Genomic DNA, 19,442 nt, shown 5'->3' on the forward strand with positions numbered 1-19,442 from the left:
ATCTAGCGTTGCTAGCCGATGAGGCAACGCTAGTACTACTGCCGCTCTGTTGTCTAGCGGTGCTAGGATCGAATCATGTCGGTAAAGGAACGCAAGGAGCGCGAGCGGGCGGACCGCGAGCGCCTCATCGTGGCGACGGCCCGCGAACTCGCCGAGCAGCAGGGCTGGGACGCGGTGACCACGCGCCGGCTCGCCGAGCGCATCGAGTACAGCCAGCCCGTCCTCTACAGCCACTTCCGCGGCAAGCGGGAGATCATCGGCGCCGTCGCCCTCCAGGGCGCCGCCGAGATGGCCGCGGCGGTGCGCGCCGCGACCTCCAGAGCGAAGGGCCCGCGCGAGCGGGTCGCCGCCCTCGCCCACGCCTACCTGGACTTCGCCGAGCGCAACCCGGCGGTCTACGACGCCTTGTTCCAGCTCGACGGCGGCCTGGCGTACGCGCAGGAGGACACCCCGCAACCCCTCAAGGACGCCTTCGCCGCCCTGCTGGAGAGCCTGGGCGAGGTCGCCGGGGACGGCGTCCACCCAGGACTGTTCACCGAGACGTTCTGGGCGGCCCTGCACGGGCTTGCCACCCTGACGCGGGAGGGACGACTGCCGCCGGAGGACACCGAGCAGAGGGTGGAACTGCTGGTGGACCGGCTCGCCGTGGTCTGACACACCATCCCGGCGGGCACGCAGCCGGAGCCCCAGGGCCCCGCCGCTGCCTGCGGGCGGCAGTGCTTCGGGGCACTCGCGCCCACCCAGCGCAGCAGCAGACCGCCGGGCCGGCCCCGTACCCCACGCGGCACGCGCCCCGGAAGCTGCGATGCTCATCGATCACGACCCCATACGCGCCCTGACGCCGCGTCATTCGCCGGTGCCCTCGTCGTCCTCGTCGAGGTGGACGGTCACCGGGTCCCGCAGTGGGTGCAGGCCCTCGCGTGGCGGACGGGCGGCGAAGCTGTAGCGGCCCTGACAGTTGAGGTCGGCGTGGCGCGGCTACCGTGGGTGCACTGCGTAGGTCAGGTGCGTCACCCGCGGCGACGACTCCGAACGGACCGGTTCCAGCGCGACCCTGGCTGCGTCCACGCCGTCGAACAGGCGCGTGCCGGCGCCGAACAGCACCGGTGACAGCGTGATCGAGAACTCGTCGACCAGGCCGGCGTTCAGATACTGCAGGATCGTCGCGCCGCCGCCGGCGATGCGGACGTCGCGGTCGCCGGCGGCTGCGCGGGCCTGGTCGAGGGCGTGGTCGATGCCGTCGTTGACGAAGTGGAACGTGGTGCCGCCGGGCCGCTGCCACGGGTCACGCCTGGTGTGTGTGACGACGAAGACCGGGGTGTGGAAGGGCGCCTCCTTGGGCCATGCCTGCTCGCCGAGGTCGAACATGCGCTTGCCCATGACGCTCGCGCCGGTGCGCTCGAAAGTCTCCCGCGCGATGTCGTTGTCGCGGCCCTCCTCGCCGCCCTCGCCGAGCTTCAGGTTCTCCCGGAAGAACCGCAGCGGGAAGGCCCACTGCTGCAGCTCCGTCCACTGCGCCATCCAGCGCTGGACCTGCGGTTCGTCCTGCCGGTCGGGGGCGAAGAAGCCGTCAGCGGGCACCGATTCGGGCGCGATGAAGCCGTCCAGCGACATCGTCACGGTGAAGAACACCTTCCCGGTCATCGGTCCTGCGCCCCATTCCGCGCGAGGTCGCTGACGTAGGCCGCCAGGCTGCTCAGGGTCTGCCGGCCGCCCTCGATCGCGTGGTACTTCTCGATCGCCTCGTCGCGCAGTTCCTTGGTGGGGAACACCGTGCGCATCTCGATGCGCGTCGCCGCGCCGTCCGGCGCGAAGGTCAGGACCGACTCGAAGGCGTTCGGGTCGTCGCGGGACTCACCGTGCAGCAGCTCGATCCGCTCCGGCGGGACGATCCGCAGCCAGCGGATCCACTCCAAGTAGTCGGTCCCGTCCGGCCCGTGCAGCACGAAGTCCCACTCCCCGCCCTCACGGAACGCGAAGGACCGCGTGGTGGTGGTGAACCCCTCCGGACCCCACCATCGCGACAGGTGCCGGACCTCGGTGAATGCCTCGAACACCAGCTCCCGTGGGGCGTCGATGACCCGGGAGATCACGATCTCCCGGTCGGCCGTCGGCGGCTCCGCCGGCGTTTCCTGCCGTGCCTGTGCCATCGGTCATTCCTCCTGCCGTGTCTGCTTGAGGTCCTGCACGTAGGTGTCCAGCCGGTCGAAAGTCTGGTTCCAGAACCGCTCGAACCCGCCGACCCACTCGTGGACCGGCCGCAGCCCGCGGGCGTCGAGGCCGTACAGGCGCTGCCTGCCCGCCCCTCGGACTCGCACCAGCCCCACCTCCCGCAGCACCCGCAGATGCTTGGACGCCCCGGGCTGACTCATCCCCAGCTCCCGGGCCAGGCCGCTCACCGGCCGCTCGCCCGCCCGCAACAGCGCCAGGATGTCCCGGCGCTGCGGCTCGGCGATCGCGTTGAACACGTCCGACGTCGTCGCTGCTCGTGCCATGACAGCCATCATATTCCGATATCGGAATACATCAAGTCGAGGTCGGGAACCGAGCGCGCCTGATGCCCAGGCGCCGGCCATTCCCCGTCGATGCTCGGACTTCGTATGCCTTGGTGGTGAGCAGGGCGGCCACTTCCGCGTCGCCGGACCGACACCACGGCGGAGATCACCGCGCGCCACCTGCGCTGAGGGGGACGCCGGGGCAGGTGGCGGGCGGGAACACCGGGGCGCAGATCACCGCACGGGCACGGCCAGGTACTGGTACTCCAGGAACTCGTCGATCCCGACGCGGCCGCCCTCGCGGCCCAGCCCGGACTGCTTGACGCCGCCGAAGGGCGCGGCCGGGTTGGAGACCAGACCGGTGTTGAGGCCGACCATTCCGACCTCCAGGCGTTCGCTGACGCGCAGGGCGCGGTCGAGGCCCTCAGTGAAGATGTAGCCGACGAGCCCCCAGGGGGTGTCGTTGGCGCGCCGGACGACCTCGTCCTCGTCGTCGAAGGTGAGGATCGCCGCGACCGGGCCGAAGATCTCCGTTTGCATCAGACGGCTCCCGGCCGAGACATCCGTGAGCACGGTCGGCGGGTAGAAGCAGCCCGGTCCCTCAGGGGTACGGCCGCCGACGAGCACCCGGGCACCGCGCTCCACGGCGTCGGCGACCAGGTCCTCGACCTTGGCCCGTCCGGCCCGGTCGATCAGCGGGCCGACGTCGACACCGTCCTGTGTGCCGGGACCCACGACCAGCGCGCCCATTCGCTCGGCCAGCCGCCGCCCGAACTCCTCGGCCACCGACCGGTGGACGAAGAAGCGGTTGGCGGCCGTGCACGCCTCGCCCATGTTGCGCATCTTGGCGATCATCGCGCCGTCCACGGCCTTGTCCAGGTCGGCGTCCTCGAAGACGATGAACGGCGCGTTGCCGCCCAGCTCCATCGAGGTCCGTACGACGGCCTCCGCGCTCTGGGCGAGCAGCAGCTGCCCGACGGCCGTGGAGCCGGTGAAGGACAGCTTGCGGATCCGCCCGCCGCGCAGGAGCGGTTCGCACACCTCCCCCGCACGGGAGGTGGTGACGACGTTCAGCACGCCGTCCGGCAGCCCGGCCTCCTTGAGGATCGCGGCGAGGGCCAGGCTGGACAGAGGGGTCTGCGGGGCCGGCTTGAGCACCATCGTGCAACCGGCCGCGACGGCCGGGCCGATCTTGCGGGTGCCCATGGCCAGCGGGAAGTTCCACGGGGTGATCAGAAGGCAGGGGCCGACCGGGCGGCGGGAGAGCAGCATGCGGTTACGGCCGTCCGGCAGGGTGCCGTAGCCGCCGTCGACGCGGACGGCCTCCTCGGAGAACCAGCGGAAGAACTCGGCGGCGTACGCCACCTCTCCCCTGGCCTCGGCCAGCGGCTTGCCCATCTCGGACGTCATCGTGTGGGCGAGCTCGTCGGTGCGCTCGACGATGATCTCGTAGGCACGGCGCAGGATCTCGCTGCGCACGCGGGGTGCCGTACGGGCCCACTCCTCCTGCGCCTGCACGGCCGCTTCCTCGGCGAGCCCCGCGTCCTTCGGGCCGGCGTCGGCCACGTGGCAGAGCACGTCGCCGGTGGCGGGGTCGTCGACAGGCATGGTGGCTCCGTCCGCGGCGTCCACCCAGGCACCACCGATGAACAACTGCGTGGGTGTGTCGGTCATGAGGTTCCTCCTGGTTGGTCGGCGGCGGGGTCGAGCAGTTCCGCGAGATGCAGGGCGCGGATGCCTCGGTCACCGGCGAGGTGGTCGATCTGGGTGGCACAGCTGAAACCGTCGGCCACGACGACCGTGGGCGTGTCCTGGTCGATGTCGTCGAGGCGTGGCTTCAGGGCCAGGTCGGCGACGGCCATCGAGGTGTCGTAGTGCTGGGCCTCGAAGCCGAAGTTGCCGGCGAGTCCGCAGCAGCCCTCGGCCTCGTCGACGTTCCGTACGCCGAGACGGCCGAGCAGGTCGCGGGGGTGATGGCCCTTGAAGGTGGCGTACTCGTGGCAGTGGGTCTGGAGTACGACGTTGTCCGGCAGCTCGGGGGGCGTCCAGCCGGGCGCGGCGAGGTCGGTCAGGGCGCCGGTGAGGGTGTGGACGCGGGCCGCGACGCGCTGGGCGGCGTCGGTGCCGAGCAGTTCGGGCACGTCACGCTTGAGCGCTGCGGCGCAGCTGGGTTCCGCCACGACGATGGGCCGGTCGTCGCCGTTGTCCAGCCGGGCGACCGTACGGGCCATGATGCGGCGCGCGAGGGACAGCTGGCCGGTGCTGACCCAGGTCAGGCCGCAGCACAGGCCTTCTTCCGCCGTGCAGGGGAGGCCGGCATCGGCGAGTACGCGGCCCGTCGCGCCGGCCACCTCGGGGCGGAAGGCGCGGGTGAAGCTGTCGACGAAGAGCAGGGCCTTCGCCGGTTCACCGGTGCTCGCCGTACGCAGGGCCCGGCGTAGCGCGTACCGGGAGGCGAAGGCCGGGATCCGGCGCTTGATGGTCACGCCACCGAGGCGGGCGAGCAGCTTCCCGACGGGTCCACGCAGCAGCGCGTTGACCGGACGGGCGGCGTATCCGGCGAGCGTGGAGGTCAGGGGCAGCCAGCCCAGCGAGTAGTGGGAGCGGGGCCGGAGCCTGCCCTTGTAGTGCTGGTGCAGGAACTCCGCCTTGTACGTGGCCATGTCGACGCCGACCGGGCAGTCGCTGGAACACGCCTTGCACGAAAGACACAGATCGAGGGCGTCTTTGACCTCGGTCGAGCGCCAGCCGTCCTGGACGGTCCCGCCCCGCACCATCTCCTGGAGGAGACGGGCCCTGCCCCGCGTGGAGTCGTTCTCCTCTCCCGTGGCCCGGTAGCTGGGACACATGACGCCGCCCGCGTCGCTGCGGCAGCGGCCGACGCCGACGCAGCGGCGCACCGCGCCCGCGAAGCCGTCCTGGTCGTGCGGGAAGGTGAAGAGCGTGTCGACGGGCAGGAGTTCGGGCGTGTGCAGCGCGAGGTGAGAGTCGAGGCGGGCCGGGGCCACGATGACTCCGGGGTTGAGCAGCCCCTCCGGGTCGAAGATCTCCTTGAAGGCGGCGAACGCCCGGATCAGCCGGTGGCTGTACATGACCTCCAGCAGCTCGCCGCGGGCCCGCCCGTCGCCGTGTTCGCCCGACAGGGTTCCGCCGTGTTCGACGACCAGGGCCGCTGCTTCGGCGAGGAACCGGCGGGTGGCAGCCCGGCCGGTGTCCGTGGCGAGATCGAAGTCGATGCGCACGTGCACGCAGCCCGCACCGAAGTGGCCGTAGAGCACGCCGGTCAGGCCGTGCGCGGCCAGCAGCTTGCGGAAGTCCCGCAGGTAGGCGGCCAGGTGCTCGGGCGCGACGGCCGAATCCTCCCAGCCGGGCCAGGACTCCCCGCCGTCGACCAGCCGGGCTGCCAGCCCGGCGCCGTCTTCGCGGACCCGCCACAGCGAGCGTCGCTCGGCCGGGCTGTGCACGACCCGTCCGCCGGTCATCCGGCCGCGGGCCTTGAGCACGTCCAGCAGTTCGGCGGCGCGGGCGTCGACCGCGCCCTGGTCGTCGCCGTCGAGCTCCCCGTACAGCCAGGCCCGCCCGTCGGGCAGCCCGGTGACGGAGTCCGGACCACGCCGGGCCCGCATGGTGGCGACGATCGCCTCGTCCATGCCCTCCACCGCGGTCGGATTCCACCGCAGGATCTCCGGAACATCCTCGGCGGCGTCGACGACGTCGTCGTAGCCGAGGGTCAGGAGGGTGGAGGCCTGTGCGGTCGCCACCAGGCGGACCGTCGCTGCGGTGACGACCGCACAGGAGCCCTCGGTACCCACCAGCGCGCGAGCCATGTCGAAGCCGTGCTCGGGCAGCAGGTGGTGCAGCTGGTAGCCGGAGACCTGCCGCGGGATGCGGCCCAGCTCGGTGCGGATCGGCGCCAGGTTGGCCTCGATCAGGCGGCGTACGTCCCCTTCGAGCCGGGTGACTCGCTCGACGGCGTCCATGTCGTCCGGGTCGGCGGCCCGCAGGCCGGTGCGGTCGGCGACGGCCCGCACGCCGTCGGCCGTCACGATCTCCAGCGCCTCGATATGACTGCTCGTGCGTCCGTGCCGCACCGACCGGTTGCCGCAGGCATCGTTGCCGATCATGCCGCCCAGGGTGCAGCGGCTGTGCGAGGACGGGTCGGGGCCGAAGGTGAGCGCGTGCGGTGCGGTCGCGTCGCGCAGCGCGTCCAGGATCACTCCGGCCTCGACGCGCGCGGTGCGTGCCACCGGGTCGATGTCGAGGATCCGGTTCATGTAGCGGGAGAAGTCCAGGACGACACCGGGCCCGACCGCGTTGCCCGCCATGCTGGTGCCGCCGCCGCGCGCGGTGACGGGGACGTGCGCCTCGCGGCAGGCCCGCAGCACCGCGACGACGTCGTCGGCGCTGCGGGGGAAGACCACGGCCCTCGGCGGGACCCGGTAGTTGGAGGCGTCGTAGGCGTAGACGCCGGTCGAGCCGGGGCCGGTCTCCACCCGCAGGCCGGGAGCGCTCTCGGCGAGCCGCGCGACCAGCGGCTCCAGGGCCGTGGCGGGGTCCGTCATCGCCGCGCCACTCCCGAGGTGCCGACCTCGACCGCGGTCGCCCATGCCTGGAGGCCCTCGTCCACCGCCGTCTCGTCGATGACGAGCGCCGGGATCATGCGAACGACCTGGTTCCAGGCTCCGCACAGCAGCAGGAGCAGGCCTTCCTCGACGGCCGCCCGTTGTACGCGGGCGGCGGTGTCGGGGTCGGGGCTGCCGTCCTCGGTGACGAACTCGGTGGCCAGCATGAGGCCGAGGCCGCGGACATCGCCGATGCCCGGGGTCCGGTCGGCCACCGCCTCCAGGCCGGCGCGCAGCCGCTTGCCCATCGCCTCGGCGTTCTCGACCAGCTTCTCCTCGCGTACGACGTCCAACGTCGCGCAGGCCGCGGCGCAGGCGACGGCGTTGGCGCCGTAAGTGCCGCCCTGCGAGCCGGGCCACGCCTTGGTCATCAGCTCCTCGGAGGCGGCGATGCCGGACAGGGGGAACCCGCTGGCCAGGCCCTTGGCGGTGACGAGGATGTCGGGCGTGACACCGAAGTGGTCGTGGCCCCAGAAGCGACCGGTGCGGCCGACGCCGGTCTGCACCTCGTCGAGGATGAGGAGGAAGCCGTGGCGGTCGGCGCGTTCGCGCAGGCCCTCCAGGAAGGCTCGGTTCGCGGGGACGTAGCCGCCCTCGCCCAGCACTGGCTCGACGATGACTGCGGCCGTGTCGGCGGGCGAGGAGATGGTCTGGAGGGTGTAATCCAGCTCCTTGAGGGCGAAACGGGTCGCCGTCTCCTCGTCCCAGCCGTAGCGGTAGGCCGTCGGGAACGGGGTCACGACCACTCCGCTCATCAGCGGGGAAAACCCGGAGCGGAAGCGAGTGCCGGAGGTGGTCATGGAGGCGGCGGCCACCGTACGGCCGTGGAAACCGCCGTGACAGACCAGGACGTTGGGGCGGCCGGTGGCCTGGCGGGCCAGCCGCAACGCCGCCTCCACCGCCTCGCTGCCGGAGTTGGTGAAGAACAGACTGTCCAGACCGGCCGGCAGCACCTCGCCCAGCTTGCCGACCAGGCGACGCAGCGGCTGGTGCAGGACCGTCGTGTACTGGCCGTGGATCAGCGTGCCCACCTGCTCCTGCGCCGCCGCGACGACCTTGGGGTGGCAGTGCCCGGTGCTGGTGACGCCGATGCCGGCGGTGAAGTCCAGATAGCGGCGGCCGTCCTGGTCGTACAGGTGAACGCCCTCGCCCCGGGCAGCCACGACGGGGGTGGCCTGGCGAAGGTGCGGCGACAGTGCGGTCATGTTCGTCTCCCGGCGGGTCGTCGGTCTGGCTCCGGTCCGGTCGAGCATCTCTGCGGACCTCGATGACGCCAACGCTCGATTCGTCCGACCGCTCCGCGGTATCTGGACGTTGTGTCAACCGCACCCGGCCCCAAGCCCCGCTCGCCCTGCTCGCAGCGGCCCTCTCAGAGCTCTTGCGCAGGTCAGCAACGCTTGTCCCAGCGGCCGGGCACTCCCCCCGCACTCAGCTCAACCGGCTCATCGACCACGACACCCAACACGGCACCGAGCTGCTGACGACCCTGCGCCACTACCTCGAGGCCGCCGGCAACAAGACCACCGCCGCCCGCCGGGCCAGCCTCTCCCGCGAAACCAGGACCAGCGCCTGCGCACCGTCGAGCGTCTCCTCGACTGCGACCTCGAATCCGGCGTCCAGCGCACGGAACCACACATGGTCCCTACGGCGCTCGACGTACTTCGAACCCGTTGACCGGCTCGGTGGCCCACCCGAGCGTCGGCTTGAACAGCGGTTCTCTGCCCTGGCTGACCTGGCCTGCTCCGCCCAGCCGTATCCCCACCGGGCCGCCCGAGAAGGAAACGCGTTCCGCCGACCGCGCGCGGGTCACGGCAGGCGCCGTGACCCGCGCCAAGGTCATCTCACCGACATCGCGCTGCGCAGGTGGCGTTGATGCTAGTGATCCCAGCTGGGCCGGCCGCCGCTGGTCAGCTGTGCTCAGGGCGCTCGATGGACACCTTGGGCAGTTTTCGGGCCAGTGGTGCCGGCAGCCACCAGGCCCACTTGCCGAGCATCTGCATGACGGCCGGAACGATGAGGCAGCGGATGACCACCGCATCGAGAAGGATGGCAACGGCCAGACCGAGACCGAACTGCTGGAGCATACGGTCGGGGCTGAGGACGAAGGCGCCGAAGACGAACATCATGATGGCCGCGGCGGCCGTGATGACCTTGCCCGTGGAAGCCAGTCCTTCACGTACGGATCGTGAAGGGACTTTGGTGCGCATCCACTCTTCGTGGATGCGTGAGACGAGAAAGACCTCGTAGTCCATCGACAACCCGAAGACGATCGCGAAGATCAGCGCGGGGATGAAGGCTTCGATGGGACCGGGCTGTGCTCCGAACCAGCCGTGCTGGAAGACCACGGTGATCACGCCGAGTGCGGCGGAGATGGACAGCAGGTTCAGGATGGCTGCCTTGACGGGGATCCAGATGGACCGGAAGACCACCAGGAGCAGGAGCGAGGAGACACCGACGACGACGGCGACGAACAGCGGCAGCCTGTTGGCGAGTGTCTCGGAAACATCCTGGGAGGCGGCCGTGGCGCCGCCCACCAACACCTCGGCCCCGGTGGCGTGTTCCAGAGGCGGGGCCACATCCTCGCGCAGACGGTGCACGAGGTCCACGGTCCCCTCGCTCTGCGGTGAGGTCGTCGGGTAGACGAAGACGGTGGACAGGGCGCCGTCCGTGGAGGGCATGGCCGGGCCGGCCTCAGCGACGCCGTCGGTGGCGGAGAGCTTGGTCTGGACAGCCTTGCCGGCTTCTTGGTCGCCCTTCACCAAGACGATGAGGGGGCCGTTGAAGCCGGGGCCGAAGCCCTCGGCGAGCAGGTCGTACGCGTGCCGGGACGTGGTCTCCTTGGGATCGTTGCCGGAGTCGGCGAAGCCCAGGCGCATGCCCAGTGCCGGTGCAGACAGGGCGAGGAGCGCGATCACGCCGACCAGCAGGGTCGGGATCGGGCGGCGCTGCACGGCGCGTGCCATGGCGCGCCACCTGTTGCCTTCGGTCCTGCCTTTCGTGGTGGTCTTGGCCTGCTGCTTGAGTACGTGGCGCTGGATGCGCTTGCCGAACAGGGCAAGGAGCGCGGGCAGCAGTACCAGCGAGGCGGCCATGGTGACCAGGACGGTGATGGCCACCGCGAGTGCGATGCCCTGGAGCGAGCCGAGCCCGAGGGCGACCAGGCCAAGGAGGGCGACGATGACCGTGCACCCGGCGAAGAAGACCGTGCGCCCGGCGGAGTCCAGGGCCTTGCGGCCGGCCTCCGCCGGCTGAACTCCGGCCAGGAGTTCATGGCGGTAGCGGTAGAAGATCAGCAGGGCGTAGTCGACACCGACGCCGAGGCCGACGAGCATCAGGATGGGCGGGGTGAAGTCGGCGACGGTGAAGACGTGCGAGGCGAGGACGATCAGACCGACGGCGCCGCCAACGGCAAACAGCGCGGTGAGCAACGGAAGCGAGGCCGCAAGGAACGAACCGAACAACAGCACGAGGATCACCAACGCGGCCACGATCCCGGCGAGTTCGGCGGTCGGAGCCGACTGGTCCTCCGCATTGCGCGCGGCCTCGCCGCCCACCTCGACCTGGAGGTGCTCGGTGGCGATGCTCTGCGCGACGTCGATGAGCCTCGCGACGTCCTCCTTGGGGACCTCCTCCGTCTTGCCGTCCAGCGTGACGCTCGCGTAGGCGATCGTGCCGTCCTTGGACACCGCTGAGGCATCGGCGAAGGGGCTGCGCACGTCAGCGACCCCCGCCATGTGCTTCACCTTGGCCAGCATCGGTTCGACGCTGTCCTTGGCACCCTTGATGCCGTTTGTGTCCTTGAAGACGATCTCGACGCTGTCGCCCGACTGGTCGCTGCCGTGCTTCTTGAACAGGTCGGTGGCCGCCTGGGATTCGGTGCCCGGCAGCGAGAAGTCGTTCTTGTATGCGGAGCCGGTCGCGGTGGAGCCCAGCGTGATGGCGGCAACGACGGCCACCCAGAGCAGGAGGGCGGCCCAGCGATGACGTTGCGCCCAGCCGGCCAGCGCGCCGAACCGTCCGACGGGCGCGGACATACCGTCTCGTGGCGGGGGCGGGGCGATGGGCGCGGTGGAGCCGCGGGGGGAAGACATGATGCCTACCTCAGATTCGAGCGAGTGTTGCCGGGAGTCACCGCCACGCCCACGACCGCTCCGGCGAGCGCGGGTACACCGAGCGCCAGTCCGGCGAACGCAGCACTGACCGTGACCGAGAACGCTCCGGCGGCAGTGACCAGCAGGATTCCGGCGGCGGCACCCACGAGTGCGCCGACGAAGGCGGCACTGATCCGGGTGCGAGTGAGGGACGACGACATGCCCTCGATCGTGCTGGCGGGCCCAAGGGCGGGGCGTCGGCCCACGGCTGACAGTCGGCGGCCGTGCCGTACACCAGCAGATGTACGGCACGGCCGCCGCGTACTGCGCCGGCACGCACCCTCGGCGCACACAGGGACATAAGCCACCGGGTCCGATCGCGCGACAGGCAGAATGAAGCAGTGCCGCACTTCGATGTCACCCGACTCCGCCTGCCCACGGGCCCGCGTGCCGACATGGCCCTCGCCGGGTTCGTGCTGGTGCTGGCCGGAGTGGCCGAGGGGCAGCGTCTTGGCCCCGACTGGGACGCGGACGCATCGGTGATCGGCTCCTGGTTTCTGGCCGCGGCGGTGTGCGCGGCACTGCCACTGCACCGCCGCCACCCGGTGGCGGTGGGCTGGTTCACGGTGCTCGGCACCGGCGCCTACCACCTGCTCAGCTCAGTGGACGGCCCCCTCGTGGTGATCCCGATCGCCGCGCTGTACGCGCTGTCGGCCCAGGGACGGACTCAGGCGTCGGTCGCCATGGCCGCAGTCATGGTCATCGGGGTGGGCGCGGGAGCTCTGGCGGGCACCGGCGACGTCACCGGCACGGCGGTGTTCATGCTGACGGGGTGGCTGGTCGCGGTGGTGGCGCTGGGCGCGATGCGCCACGGACACGTCACTTACGCCGAGGAGCAGGCCAGGCTGCGCGCCACGCAGGAACGGCTGCGCATCGCCCGCGAACTGCACGACGTGATCGGCCACAACATGTCGATGATCCACGTGCAGGCGTCCTCCGCCCTGCACCGACTGCAGAGGGACCCCGGCCAGGCTCAGGAAGCCCTGACCGCGATCAAGCAGGGCAGCAAGGAGGGTCTGCGAGAACTGCGCGCCACCCTCGGCGTCTTGCGCCAAGTCGACGAAGAGGCTCCCACCACGCCCTCACCAGGTCTGTCCAGGATCGACGAGTTGGTTTCCTCAGCTGCTCGGGCGGGCCTGGACGTACGCATCGAGCGCAGCGGATGCCACTCACCGCTCCCCGCAGCGGTGGACCTCGCCGCCTACCGCATCGTCCAGGAATCGCTGACCAACGCCGTCAGGCACAGCGGCGCCCGGCACGTCGTCGTCGACCTCCACCGCGGCGAAAGGGAAGTGACGCTCAGCGTCACCGATGACGGCCAGGGCGCGAGCCGCGCCGGGGACGGCAGTGGCATCGCCGGCATGGCGGAACGGGCGCGCGCACTGGGCGGCACACTGAGCGCGGAGCCCGGCCCCGCGGGCGGGTTCGCCGTCCGAGCCCGGCTACCGTTCTCAGACCACCACCAGCCGACCAGCGGAGCAGTTGATGATCAGGATCCTGCTGGCGGATGACCAGCGCCTCGTGCGGGCGGGGATCCGCGGCATCCTCGACGACGAGGACGACCTGAACGTGGTCGCCGAGGCCGCCGACGGGCATGCCGCCCTCGCCGCCTGCCGCGAACTGCGGCCCGACGTCGTGCTGATGGACATCCGCATGCCCGGCATGGACGGGCTCGAAGCTGCTCGCCGCATCGCTGCCGACGAGTACCTGGCGGCGGTGAAGGTGGTCATGCTGACCACCTTCGACCTCGACGAGTACGTGTACGGGGCGCTGCGGGCCGGCGCCGCGGGCTTCCTCGTCAAGGACACTGAACCAGCCGAACTGCTGCACGCAGTGCGCGTCGCCGCGCGAGGTGACGCGTTGATCAGCCCCACCGTCACCCGCCGGCTCATCGCCGAATTCGCCCGCCGCCCCGACAACACCCGCGGCCCCGATCACCGGCTCGACGCCCTGACTCGCCGCGAACGTGAAGTCATGCAGCTGATCGCTGCCGGACGCACCAATGACGAGATCGCCACGCAACTGGTGGTCTCCCCGCTGACCGCCAAGACCCACGTCAGCCGCATCATGGCAAAACTCGGAGCCCGCGACAGATCCCAAGTCGTGGTCATGGCCTACGAGTACCGCATGGTCAGCCCCGGTTGGCTCAAGGAGTCAACTTGACCCTGCCCTAAAGGACCGGGCTTGGAGGTAGCGCCCAACTGGCTGCTGGGTTGGCTCCTCCGTCCAGACACCCCTATGGGGTGGCAGGGACGCGTGACTCACGCCCCGCGTTCCACACGGTCTCGCCACGGGTGGCGATGTTGTGGGAAGCATTCCGGTCGGCGTGGGCAACGACCCCGCAGCCCCGGCAGATGAAAGGCCCCTGGTCGACGTGGCCGCACTCGGCGCACGTCTGCGACGTGTACGCGGGATCAACGAAGACCAGGGGCACGCCTGCCCGCTTGGCCTTGTAGACGATGAAGGCTGCGAGCTGGGCAAAGGCCCAGGAGTGCAGTGCGACCCGTTGGGGCTTGCGAAGCCGTACCCTCTGCCGGATTCCCTTGAGTTCTTCCAGGGAGATCCCGGCCGAGGTGCGTTCAGCCTCGGTCACGATCGTCTTGGCGATGATGTGGTTGGTGCTCTTGACGTGCCGCTGTTCGCGGCGCGAGCGCTCCTTCAACCGGCGCTTGGCGGACTTGGTGCGCTCCTTTTGGAGCTTGGCCCGCAGGGCAAGCTGACGCTTGCGGTAGCGGCCCAGACCGCGCCCGGCGGCCTGGTAGCCGGTGGACGTGGTGGCGATGTTGACGATGCCGAGGTCCACGCCGATGAAGTCGTCCGGCTCGTACGTCTCGGCCTCGGGGACCTCGCAGGTGGCGATCAGGTAGAAGACCCCGTCACGCTTGATCAGGTCTGCCTCGCCCTTGCGGTACTCGCGCAGTGTCTTGAGCCCGTCGGCGGAGCGGACGCTCTTGAGGCGTCCGGCAGTTGTCCAGATGGACACGGTCTGTGCATCGTACTGCCAGCTCAAACACCGGTCGTCATATGGCTGCGCGGCCTCGGGACGGAACGTAATCGGCTTCGATGCGGCCTTGATCCGGCGCTTCGACTTCGGCTTGCCGAGGTTTCCGGCGCGGATGTTGGCGTGCAGCGTCGTGTACGCGTCGCGCACCTTCTTGATCACGTGTTGCGCCGGCTGCGCCCCGAGCCCTTCGGCCTTGAGGCGCGGGTACGTGTGCTTGCGCAGCTCGTACTCACGCGGCACACCATGGGCGAACGCCACCTCGGAGACCCAGCACGCCAGGTCGTTGACTGTGCGCAGGGTCGCCGACAGCGCGGCGGCCTGGTCGGCCTCCGGCATCAGCTTCACCTGCGTCACGATCTTCATGCCGGGCATCGTACTGCGATCGGTCTATGTCACCACGCTGGGAGCCAAACCCCAACATCCCTAGGGGTCGAACGGTCGTCTATACCCTCCATGCTCACTTGGTCTCCACGCCCAAGTATCGGCGCGGCCCGTTCACCGACGAGATCCTTACGCGCTGCGAAGAGATCATGCGGGCCGTGTGCGCCGACTTCGAAACCGAGCTGGTGGAGTTCAACGGCGAGCGCGATCACGTCCACCTGCTCGTGCACTACCCGCCCAAGGTCGCCATCTCCCGGCTGGTCGGCTCCCGCAAGGGCGTCTCAGCCCGCAGGCTCCGCCAGGAGTTCCCCGGACACATCCGCAAGTACCTGTGGGGCGACCACTTCTGGTCCCCGTCCTACTTCGCCGCGTCCTGCGGCGGCGCACCGCCGGCGATCATCAAGGAGTACATCGAGAACCAGAAGCGTCCCGGCTGAGGCCACCAGTGCGGCCCCGTGCACCCGTGCGGGTCACCGCTATCTTGAGAAGCGCCTCCTCCCGGACGTGAACGCCTGGGGTTCCGCGCTAGATCATGCTGAATCCACACGCCGGCATCGGTGCCGCGCCAGCCGCACAGACGTCACCTGTCGCAGGTCCGCGGCTCGAGTCCCACGGCCGTGCTGCGGGTTCCAAAGCCCATGTGGGAGCAGCCTCACGCCGATATCATGTCGCAGGTCAGCGACTTGCAGGCTCGTCGCCTGGCCAATGATCAACGGTGAGTTGCGGTCCATCTTCCCGGCCGAACGCGCCACTCGGCTGCGGGCCCGCGTCAGACTGAGTGAACTGACCGAGGCGGTACGGCAGTCGAGGTTCCTGGCGGCCTGGCTCAAGGAGCGCGGGCCGACCTCGCTCGCCCTGTGCGCCACCGCCGTCTGGACCGCCTACGACCAGCGTCTGCGCACCGTCGGCTGCAGCCGGGAGCGCGTGCTGCAGACAGCCCCCGGCCGCCGTGGGACGGACTCGGTGCCGGCGACTACCTGCCGGCCGCCTCTTGCGCCGGCGGTGGTGAGAACGCCAGCGAGCCGATCGCCGAAGAGAGCCTGCGCGGCACCGTGTGTGACGGCCTCCGACTCCACCGCCCGGCTTCGGGGGCCCGTCCGACACGACGGGGGCCGCTGGCTCCCGCGAGCACCGGGGATCAAGGGCGAGAACCGTCCTCCACCTTCTCGAAGAAGAACTCGTGTTTGAGGAAGGAGACGTCGTACTCCTGACCGGTCTGAGGCGGCAGCAGTTGGGAGGCCTGGAACAGGCGCCACCCGTCCTGCAGCGCGGCGAGCCCTGTGGGATAGGGCGGTTCGTCGCTGTCACCGGTCGTCGGACTGGTCCGGCCGGTCCCGTCGTATCGGGACCAGCCCACCACGTGGGAGTCCAGCGCCGACGTCGCGAGATAGAGGACCAGAACCTGCTGCCTCATGCGTGACTCCTCAGGGCCGGCCGGTTGCTGACGCGCGTGACCCAGTACTCGACGTCGAACGAGTCGTCTCCGGTCAGGGCCCGCCACAGGAGGACCCGGTTGTAGATCTCCAGTCGGCCCGTGGCCTGCTCGTACCAGGGGAAGTACGTGTTGAGTTCCGCGGTCACCGCGGGGTCGTGCAGGTCGGAGACGTCCCACAGACGCACCTGCGGCACGGTCGGGTTGAGGCGGAGTTTGTACATGTAGCGACGGCGCGCGGTGTCGTTGCGGCGGCCACTGTGCCAGATGCCGTGGTGCACGAGAACGACCGTGCCCGCCGGGCAGGTCAGACGGGTCTGCCCCCTGAGGTTCTGGACGCGGCCGACGTCCGTCTCGTTGATCCTGCGCAGATGGCTGCCCGGCACACTGAGAGTGCCGCCCATCTCGGCGGTCACCTCGTGCGGGTAGTACATGAGCTGGATGTCGAACGCGTCCGGCCGTACGTCGATGATGGCGTCCCCGTGGAGCGGCTGCGCCTGTCCCTGGTGCGGTTCGCGCACATGAACCGCCTGGTGGTCGACGGTCGGCTCGGGGCCGACCAGGCTCTCGACAGCGCCTGCGACGACCGGCAGGGCGAGCAGTTCGTGGACGAAGGTGTCCGGTGCGAACGCCTTGCCCAGCGGAGTGCCGTAGGACACTTCCGGCAGGCCCTCGGTCAAGGCCACGACGGCCCGTTCATTGATCTTCTGCGGCACCACCCCGTCCAGGCGCAGGAATCCCTGCGCGACGAAGCGCGCCACCTGAACCGATGTCAGGAGTTGCTGGCTGGTTGACATGCGACGAACGTACGTGCCCTGTTCGTATCGGTCGTGGGCTGAAATCGCCCAGTGCTGGTAGTTTTCCATCCTCGTGAAGCAGGTGACACTACAGCTCGACGAAGCGCCCACCGTGTTCGCTGCCGGCATCGGGGTACACGGCGTCTCCACCACCCACGACGTCTTCCGGCTGCCGGACCTGTGGCAGTTGCACCTCTACCACTACGAAGGTGCTCTGTCCCTCGGGCAGTCGGTCCACCCCATACGCCCCGGCCACGTCAGCCTGGTGCCCCCGAACACGGAGGTGCACTTTCACTATCGGGGCAGGTCGGAGCATTTCTACGTCCATCTGCGATTGCACGACGGCGGAACCGCGCGGGTGGTGCCGGTGATGCAGGACGCCGCAGCCGAGAGCACCCGCCTGGGCGATCTGCTCCGACACGCCGTGACGGCGATGCCGACCTCTCCCCCGCGAGCCACGGCGGAGGTCTGGGCCGCTCTGTGGCGCATCGCCGAGTTGCCGAGGGGCGAGGGAGCCGGGCGCCGCCACCCCTTCGTGGCCGCCGCACAGGCCTACGTCGAGGAGCACCTGGCCGGACCGCTGTCCGTACCGGACGTCGCCCGCGCCGTCGGAATCTCCCACACCCATCTGACGCGCGTGTTTCGTGCCGAAACCGGCCGCACCGTCGTGTCGTACATCCGGCACCGGCGCCTTCAACGCGCTCGCCACCTTCTGTTGTCCTCCACCCTGTCCATCACCGCCATCGCCGCGGCCGTCGGCATCGCCGACCTCCAGGCCTTCAACAAGGCCTGCCGCCGTGAACTCGGCGCGAGCCCGCGCGACATACGTGCGGCTGCCCCTGCGGGGCTGGACGGCCCAGGACCGTAAGGGTGCCGGAGGACATCTGCACCTCAGGCCGGGACAGCCTCGCCCACATGCCGTCGGCCTTCGGGGAGTTGGCCGCGCACCCTCCCGAGGCACCGAAGTTCGACCCGGAGACGTCCTCGCTCCCGTGCCTGCGGCACCGGCGCCTCGCCGAGTTGTGGGGCCCCAAGGGCAGGTGGATCCACCTCCTCTGTCCCCCCGAGATACCCCCCGACCCGACCTGGTTCCTCCAGATGGAGCCGGATCTCGATATCCACCATCCGCACCCCGCCGCATCTCTACGCGCCGGCGAAGGAGCCGCTCTGTGCGGCGTGACCGCCGATCGCGGCGCCGACCAGCCGCCTCTCGAAGGAGAGGAGTACCTGTTCGAGATCCGTCGCGTCGAACGACGTCGCATCCGTCCCGAGACTGATTCCGGCCGTCTCGGACATACCCCACACATCGAAGCAGAGCTTTCCCGAGTACGTGTCGACGGGTTTGGGGAATCGTCGGTAACGGCTGGATGCCATGGCTCGCTCGAGGTCCTGCTGTGCCCTGAGTGCGCGAGCCCGGATCAGCGTGCCGGGCGCTATGGGGCGGACGTTGACCATGTACGGGTTGTGGGCGGAGCGGCCCAGTTCGGCGGAGACCTCGTCCAGGGATCTGGCGTAGCGGTCGGGCTCTCGCAGGCTGACGGAGGAGGATCTGGCGAGTGCCGCGTCGACGGCCCGGCACAGCGCCGGGAACCGGTCGCTGCCCAGGGACGTGTCGACCGGGACGAGGGCCCTGCCGGCGACATGGGCCACCGCCTCGCGGGCGAAGGCGGTCTGCCGGTTGGCCATCACGGTGTTGAACACGCAGGTGCCGATGGAGAGGAGCTCGGCGAGCGCGCACGCGTATGCGGCTTGCAGGACGGCGGCCACGGATGTCCGGTACTGCTTCGCAAGACGGGCTGCCGCGAGCGCGACCGCCGCCGAGTCGAGGCATACGAAGTTGTAGACGGTGTCCCTGTGGCTCGCCGGCGTCTGGAGTTCGGGCATGACGGACTGCCGGAGCATGGCCCGGTCATGGGTGTCGACACGATGGGCGTGCCGCAGCCCCGAGGGACTGCCTTCGAAGCTGGCGATCTGCCGCGGCTGCCACCCCGAGCCGAGGTCGGCGCCCGGATCGGCGGCCAGTCGGGCTATGTGTTCGGCCACGATCCGGGCGGCCGTCGTGTCCGCCGAGAAGTGGTGCAATGACAGCACGATGTGAATGGGTCTGCCGTCCACGGTGATGACAGCGGCCCGTAGCGGCAGGTCGTCCGGGGCGAATCCGGGCTCGGCCAGCCGAAGGGTGAAGGCGCTCAACTCGTCGGACGTCGCCCGGGCGTCGGAGGCGTACTCGTCGACCTGGAGCACCCCGGAGGCCACGACGACCGCGCGCAGGTGCCCGTCCGCTTCCCGTGGATACAGCGTGCGCAGCGCCTCGAAGTGGGCCATCACGGCGGCGAAGGCATGCAGCACCGCGGCCATGTCCGGTCGGCCGTCGAGTGCCCGCCCCATCCGTACGTTCCTGTTGCGGGGGCCGTGGAGATGGGGGTGGCATCCTTCGCGTTCATGGGCCTTCTGCGACCAGGTCAGTTCATGCTCTCCGGCGGTGCCGGCGGCGAAGACGACATCATGGCGTGCGATCTGTCGCATACCCGCCCCGGCCCTCCTCCGGTACGTGGAGGCC

Annotated in this window: 17 protein-coding genes and 1 pseudogene; 6 read left to right on the plus strand and 12 right to left on the minus strand. The window is 70.1% G+C overall.

What is annotated here, in order from left to right:
- The first annotated feature begins 75 nt into the window (after positions 1-75).
- On the plus strand, positions 76-654 hold the full coding sequence (locus EDD92_RS01525; RefSeq protein ID WP_123962500.1) for a TetR/AcrR family transcriptional regulator: 579 nt from the start codon (positions 76-78) through the stop codon (positions 652-654).
- Positions 655-978: 324 nt separating this feature from the next.
- Here EDD92_RS01525 and EDD92_RS01530 read toward each other — a convergent pair whose 3' ends face one another.
- The 6 genes from EDD92_RS01530 to EDD92_RS01555 all read right to left on the minus strand — a co-directional run bounded on the left by EDD92_RS01530 (position 979) and on the right by EDD92_RS01555 (position 8,322).
- Positions 979-1,644, minus strand: coding sequence for a dihydrofolate reductase family protein (locus EDD92_RS01530; protein WP_123962501.1), 666 nt, complete (start codon positions 1,642-1,644; stop codon positions 979-981).
- The gene (locus EDD92_RS01535) at positions 1,641-2,150 is read right to left on the minus strand and encodes an SRPBCC family protein (RefSeq protein WP_123962502.1); all 510 of its coding nucleotides are present in this window, start codon (positions 2,148-2,150) and stop codon (positions 1,641-1,643) included. The genes EDD92_RS01530 and EDD92_RS01535 overlap by 4 nt, the downstream gene beginning before the upstream one ends.
- A gap of 3 nt (positions 2,151-2,153) precedes the next feature.
- On the minus strand, positions 2,154-2,495 hold the full coding sequence (locus EDD92_RS01540; RefSeq protein WP_123962503.1) for a helix-turn-helix transcriptional regulator: 342 nt from the start codon (positions 2,493-2,495) through the stop codon (positions 2,154-2,156).
- 234 nt (positions 2,496-2,729) lie between these two features.
- On the minus strand, positions 2,730-4,169 hold the full coding sequence (locus tag EDD92_RS01545; protein WP_123962504.1) for an NAD-dependent succinate-semialdehyde dehydrogenase: 1,440 nt from the start codon (positions 4,167-4,169) through the stop codon (positions 2,730-2,732).
- Positions 4,166-7,057, minus strand: a complete 2,892-nt coding sequence (locus tag EDD92_RS01550) for an FAD-binding and (Fe-S)-binding domain-containing protein (RefSeq protein ID WP_123962505.1) — start codon at positions 7,055-7,057, stop codon at positions 4,166-4,168. Before EDD92_RS01550 ends, EDD92_RS01545 begins: the two co-directional genes overlap by 4 nt.
- Complete coding sequence (locus tag EDD92_RS01555) at positions 7,054-8,322, minus strand: aspartate aminotransferase family protein (protein ID WP_123962506.1); 1,269 nt, start codon at positions 8,320-8,322, stop codon at positions 7,054-7,056. The genes EDD92_RS01550 and EDD92_RS01555 overlap by 4 nt, the downstream gene beginning before the upstream one ends.
- A 224-nt stretch (positions 8,323-8,546) precedes the next feature.
- Here EDD92_RS01555 and EDD92_RS50770 point away from each other — a divergent pair.
- Positions 8,547-8,791, plus strand: a pseudogene (locus EDD92_RS50770) (helix-turn-helix domain-containing protein); the annotation flags it as partial.
- A 233-nt stretch (positions 8,792-9,024) separates the two neighbouring features.
- Here EDD92_RS50770 and EDD92_RS01565 read toward each other — a convergent pair.
- Both EDD92_RS01565 and EDD92_RS01570 read right to left on the minus strand, forming a co-directional pair.
- Positions 9,025-11,208, minus strand: coding sequence for an MMPL family transporter (locus EDD92_RS01565; RefSeq protein ID WP_123962507.1), 2,184 nt, complete (start codon positions 11,206-11,208; stop codon positions 9,025-9,027).
- Positions 11,209-11,213: 5 nt separating this feature from the next.
- Positions 11,214-11,429: a hypothetical protein gene (locus EDD92_RS01570; protein ID WP_123962508.1), complete on the minus strand. Its 216-nt coding sequence runs from the start codon at positions 11,427-11,429 to the stop codon at positions 11,214-11,216.
- A 180-nt stretch (positions 11,430-11,609) separates the two neighbouring features.
- On the opposite strand from EDD92_RS01570, the gene EDD92_RS01575 reads away from it, so the two are divergent.
- Together EDD92_RS01575 and EDD92_RS01580 are read left to right on the plus strand one after the other, a co-directional pair.
- Positions 11,610-12,779: a sensor histidine kinase gene (locus EDD92_RS01575; protein ID WP_260326275.1), complete on the plus strand. Its 1,170-nt coding sequence runs from the start codon at positions 11,610-11,612 to the stop codon at positions 12,777-12,779.
- Positions 12,754-13,431 carry a response regulator transcription factor gene (locus tag EDD92_RS01580; protein WP_123962509.1) on the plus strand — a complete coding sequence of 226 codons (678 nt, stop codon included), beginning with the start codon at positions 12,754-12,756 and terminating at the stop codon, positions 13,429-13,431. The genes EDD92_RS01575 and EDD92_RS01580 overlap by 26 nt, the downstream gene beginning before the upstream one ends.
- 73 nt (positions 13,432-13,504) lie before the next feature.
- Here the strand turns inward: EDD92_RS01580 and EDD92_RS01585 are convergent, their stop codons facing one another.
- Positions 13,505-14,635 carry an RNA-guided endonuclease TnpB family protein gene (locus EDD92_RS01585; protein WP_185123894.1) on the minus strand — a complete coding sequence of 377 codons (1,131 nt, stop codon included), beginning with the start codon at positions 14,633-14,635 and terminating at the stop codon, positions 13,505-13,507.
- A gap of 26 nt (positions 14,636-14,661) precedes the next feature.
- Between EDD92_RS01585 and tnpA the strand changes: the two genes are divergently transcribed.
- Positions 14,662-15,090, plus strand: a complete 429-nt coding sequence (gene tnpA / locus EDD92_RS01590) for an IS200/IS605 family transposase (RefSeq protein ID WP_123962511.1) — start codon at positions 14,662-14,664, stop codon at positions 15,088-15,090.
- A 701-nt stretch (positions 15,091-15,791) separates the two neighbouring features.
- Here the strand turns inward: tnpA and EDD92_RS01595 are convergent.
- Together EDD92_RS01595 and EDD92_RS01600 are read right to left on the minus strand one after the other, a co-directional pair.
- Complete coding sequence (locus EDD92_RS01595; protein WP_123962512.1) at positions 15,792-16,067, minus strand: hypothetical protein; 276 nt, start codon at positions 16,065-16,067, stop codon at positions 15,792-15,794.
- Positions 16,064-16,882: a phytanoyl-CoA dioxygenase family protein gene (locus EDD92_RS01600; protein ID WP_185123895.1), complete on the minus strand. Its 819-nt coding sequence runs from the start codon at positions 16,880-16,882 to the stop codon at positions 16,064-16,066. Before EDD92_RS01600 ends, EDD92_RS01595 begins: the two co-directional genes overlap by 4 nt.
- Before the next feature lie 82 nt (positions 16,883-16,964).
- On the opposite strand from EDD92_RS01600, the gene EDD92_RS01605 reads away from it, so the two are divergent.
- Positions 16,965-17,750 (plus strand): AraC family transcriptional regulator, encoded by a 786-nt coding sequence (locus tag EDD92_RS01605; RefSeq protein WP_123962513.1) that lies wholly within the window; start codon positions 16,965-16,967, stop codon positions 17,748-17,750.
- Between the two features lie 275 nt (positions 17,751-18,025).
- Here the strand turns inward: EDD92_RS01605 and EDD92_RS01610 are convergent, their stop codons facing one another.
- The gene (locus tag EDD92_RS01610) at positions 18,026-19,408 is read right to left on the minus strand and encodes a condensation domain-containing protein (protein ID WP_123962514.1); all 1,383 of its coding nucleotides are present in this window, start codon (positions 19,406-19,408) and stop codon (positions 18,026-18,028) included.
- Between the last annotated feature and the right edge of the window lie 34 nt (positions 19,409-19,442).

Origin of the sequence: Streptomyces sp. TLI_185 (genome assembly GCF_003814765.1) — a bacterium.
In the GTDB taxonomy this organism is placed as follows: domain Bacteria; phylum Actinomycetota; class Actinomycetes; order Streptomycetales; family Streptomycetaceae; genus Streptomyces.

Excerpts from the sequence above, each read along its gene's own strand:
- EDD92_RS01600 (WP_185123895.1), bottom strand. The coding sequence starts at position 16,882 with ATGTCAACCAGCCAGCAACTCCTGACATCGGTTCAGGTGGCGCGCTTC.
- EDD92_RS01525 (WP_123962500.1), top strand. The coding sequence starts at position 76 with ATGTCGGTAAAGGAACGCAAGGAGCGCGAGCGGGCGGACCGCGAGCGC.
- EDD92_RS01535 (WP_123962502.1), bottom strand. The coding sequence starts at position 2,150 with ATGGCACAGGCACGGCAGGAAACGCCGGCGGAGCCGCCGACGGCCGAC.
- EDD92_RS01610 (WP_123962514.1), bottom strand. The coding sequence starts at position 19,408 with ATGCGACAGATCGCACGCCATGATGTCGTCTTCGCCGCCGGCACCGCC.
- EDD92_RS01545 (WP_123962504.1), bottom strand. The coding sequence starts at position 4,169 with ATGACCGACACACCCACGCAGTTGTTCATCGGTGGTGCCTGGGTGGAC.
- EDD92_RS01540 (WP_123962503.1), bottom strand. The coding sequence starts at position 2,495 with ATGGCACGAGCAGCGACGACGTCGGACGTGTTCAACGCGATCGCCGAG.
- EDD92_RS01595 (WP_123962512.1), bottom strand. The coding sequence starts at position 16,067 with ATGAGGCAGCAGGTTCTGGTCCTCTATCTCGCGACGTCGGCGCTGGAC.
- EDD92_RS01585 (WP_185123894.1), bottom strand. The coding sequence starts at position 14,635 with ATGAAGATCGTGACGCAGGTGAAGCTGATGCCGGAGGCCGACCAGGCC.
- tnpA (WP_123962511.1), top strand. The coding sequence starts at position 14,662 with ATGTCACCACGCTGGGAGCCAAACCCCAACATCCCTAGGGGTCGAACG.
- EDD92_RS01580 (WP_123962509.1), top strand. The coding sequence starts at position 12,754 with ATGATCAGGATCCTGCTGGCGGATGACCAGCGCCTCGTGCGGGCGGGG.
- EDD92_RS01550 (WP_123962505.1), bottom strand. The coding sequence starts at position 7,057 with ATGACGGACCCCGCCACGGCCCTGGAGCCGCTGGTCGCGCGGCTCGCC.
- EDD92_RS01570 (WP_123962508.1), bottom strand. The coding sequence starts at position 11,429 with ATGTCGTCGTCCCTCACTCGCACCCGGATCAGTGCCGCCTTCGTCGGC.
- EDD92_RS01565 (WP_123962507.1), bottom strand. The coding sequence starts at position 11,208 with ATGTCTTCCCCCCGCGGCTCCACCGCGCCCATCGCCCCGCCCCCGCCA.
- EDD92_RS01555 (WP_123962506.1), bottom strand. The coding sequence starts at position 8,322 with ATGACCGCACTGTCGCCGCACCTTCGCCAGGCCACCCCCGTCGTGGCT.
- EDD92_RS01530 (WP_123962501.1), bottom strand. The coding sequence starts at position 1,644 with ATGACCGGGAAGGTGTTCTTCACCGTGACGATGTCGCTGGACGGCTTC.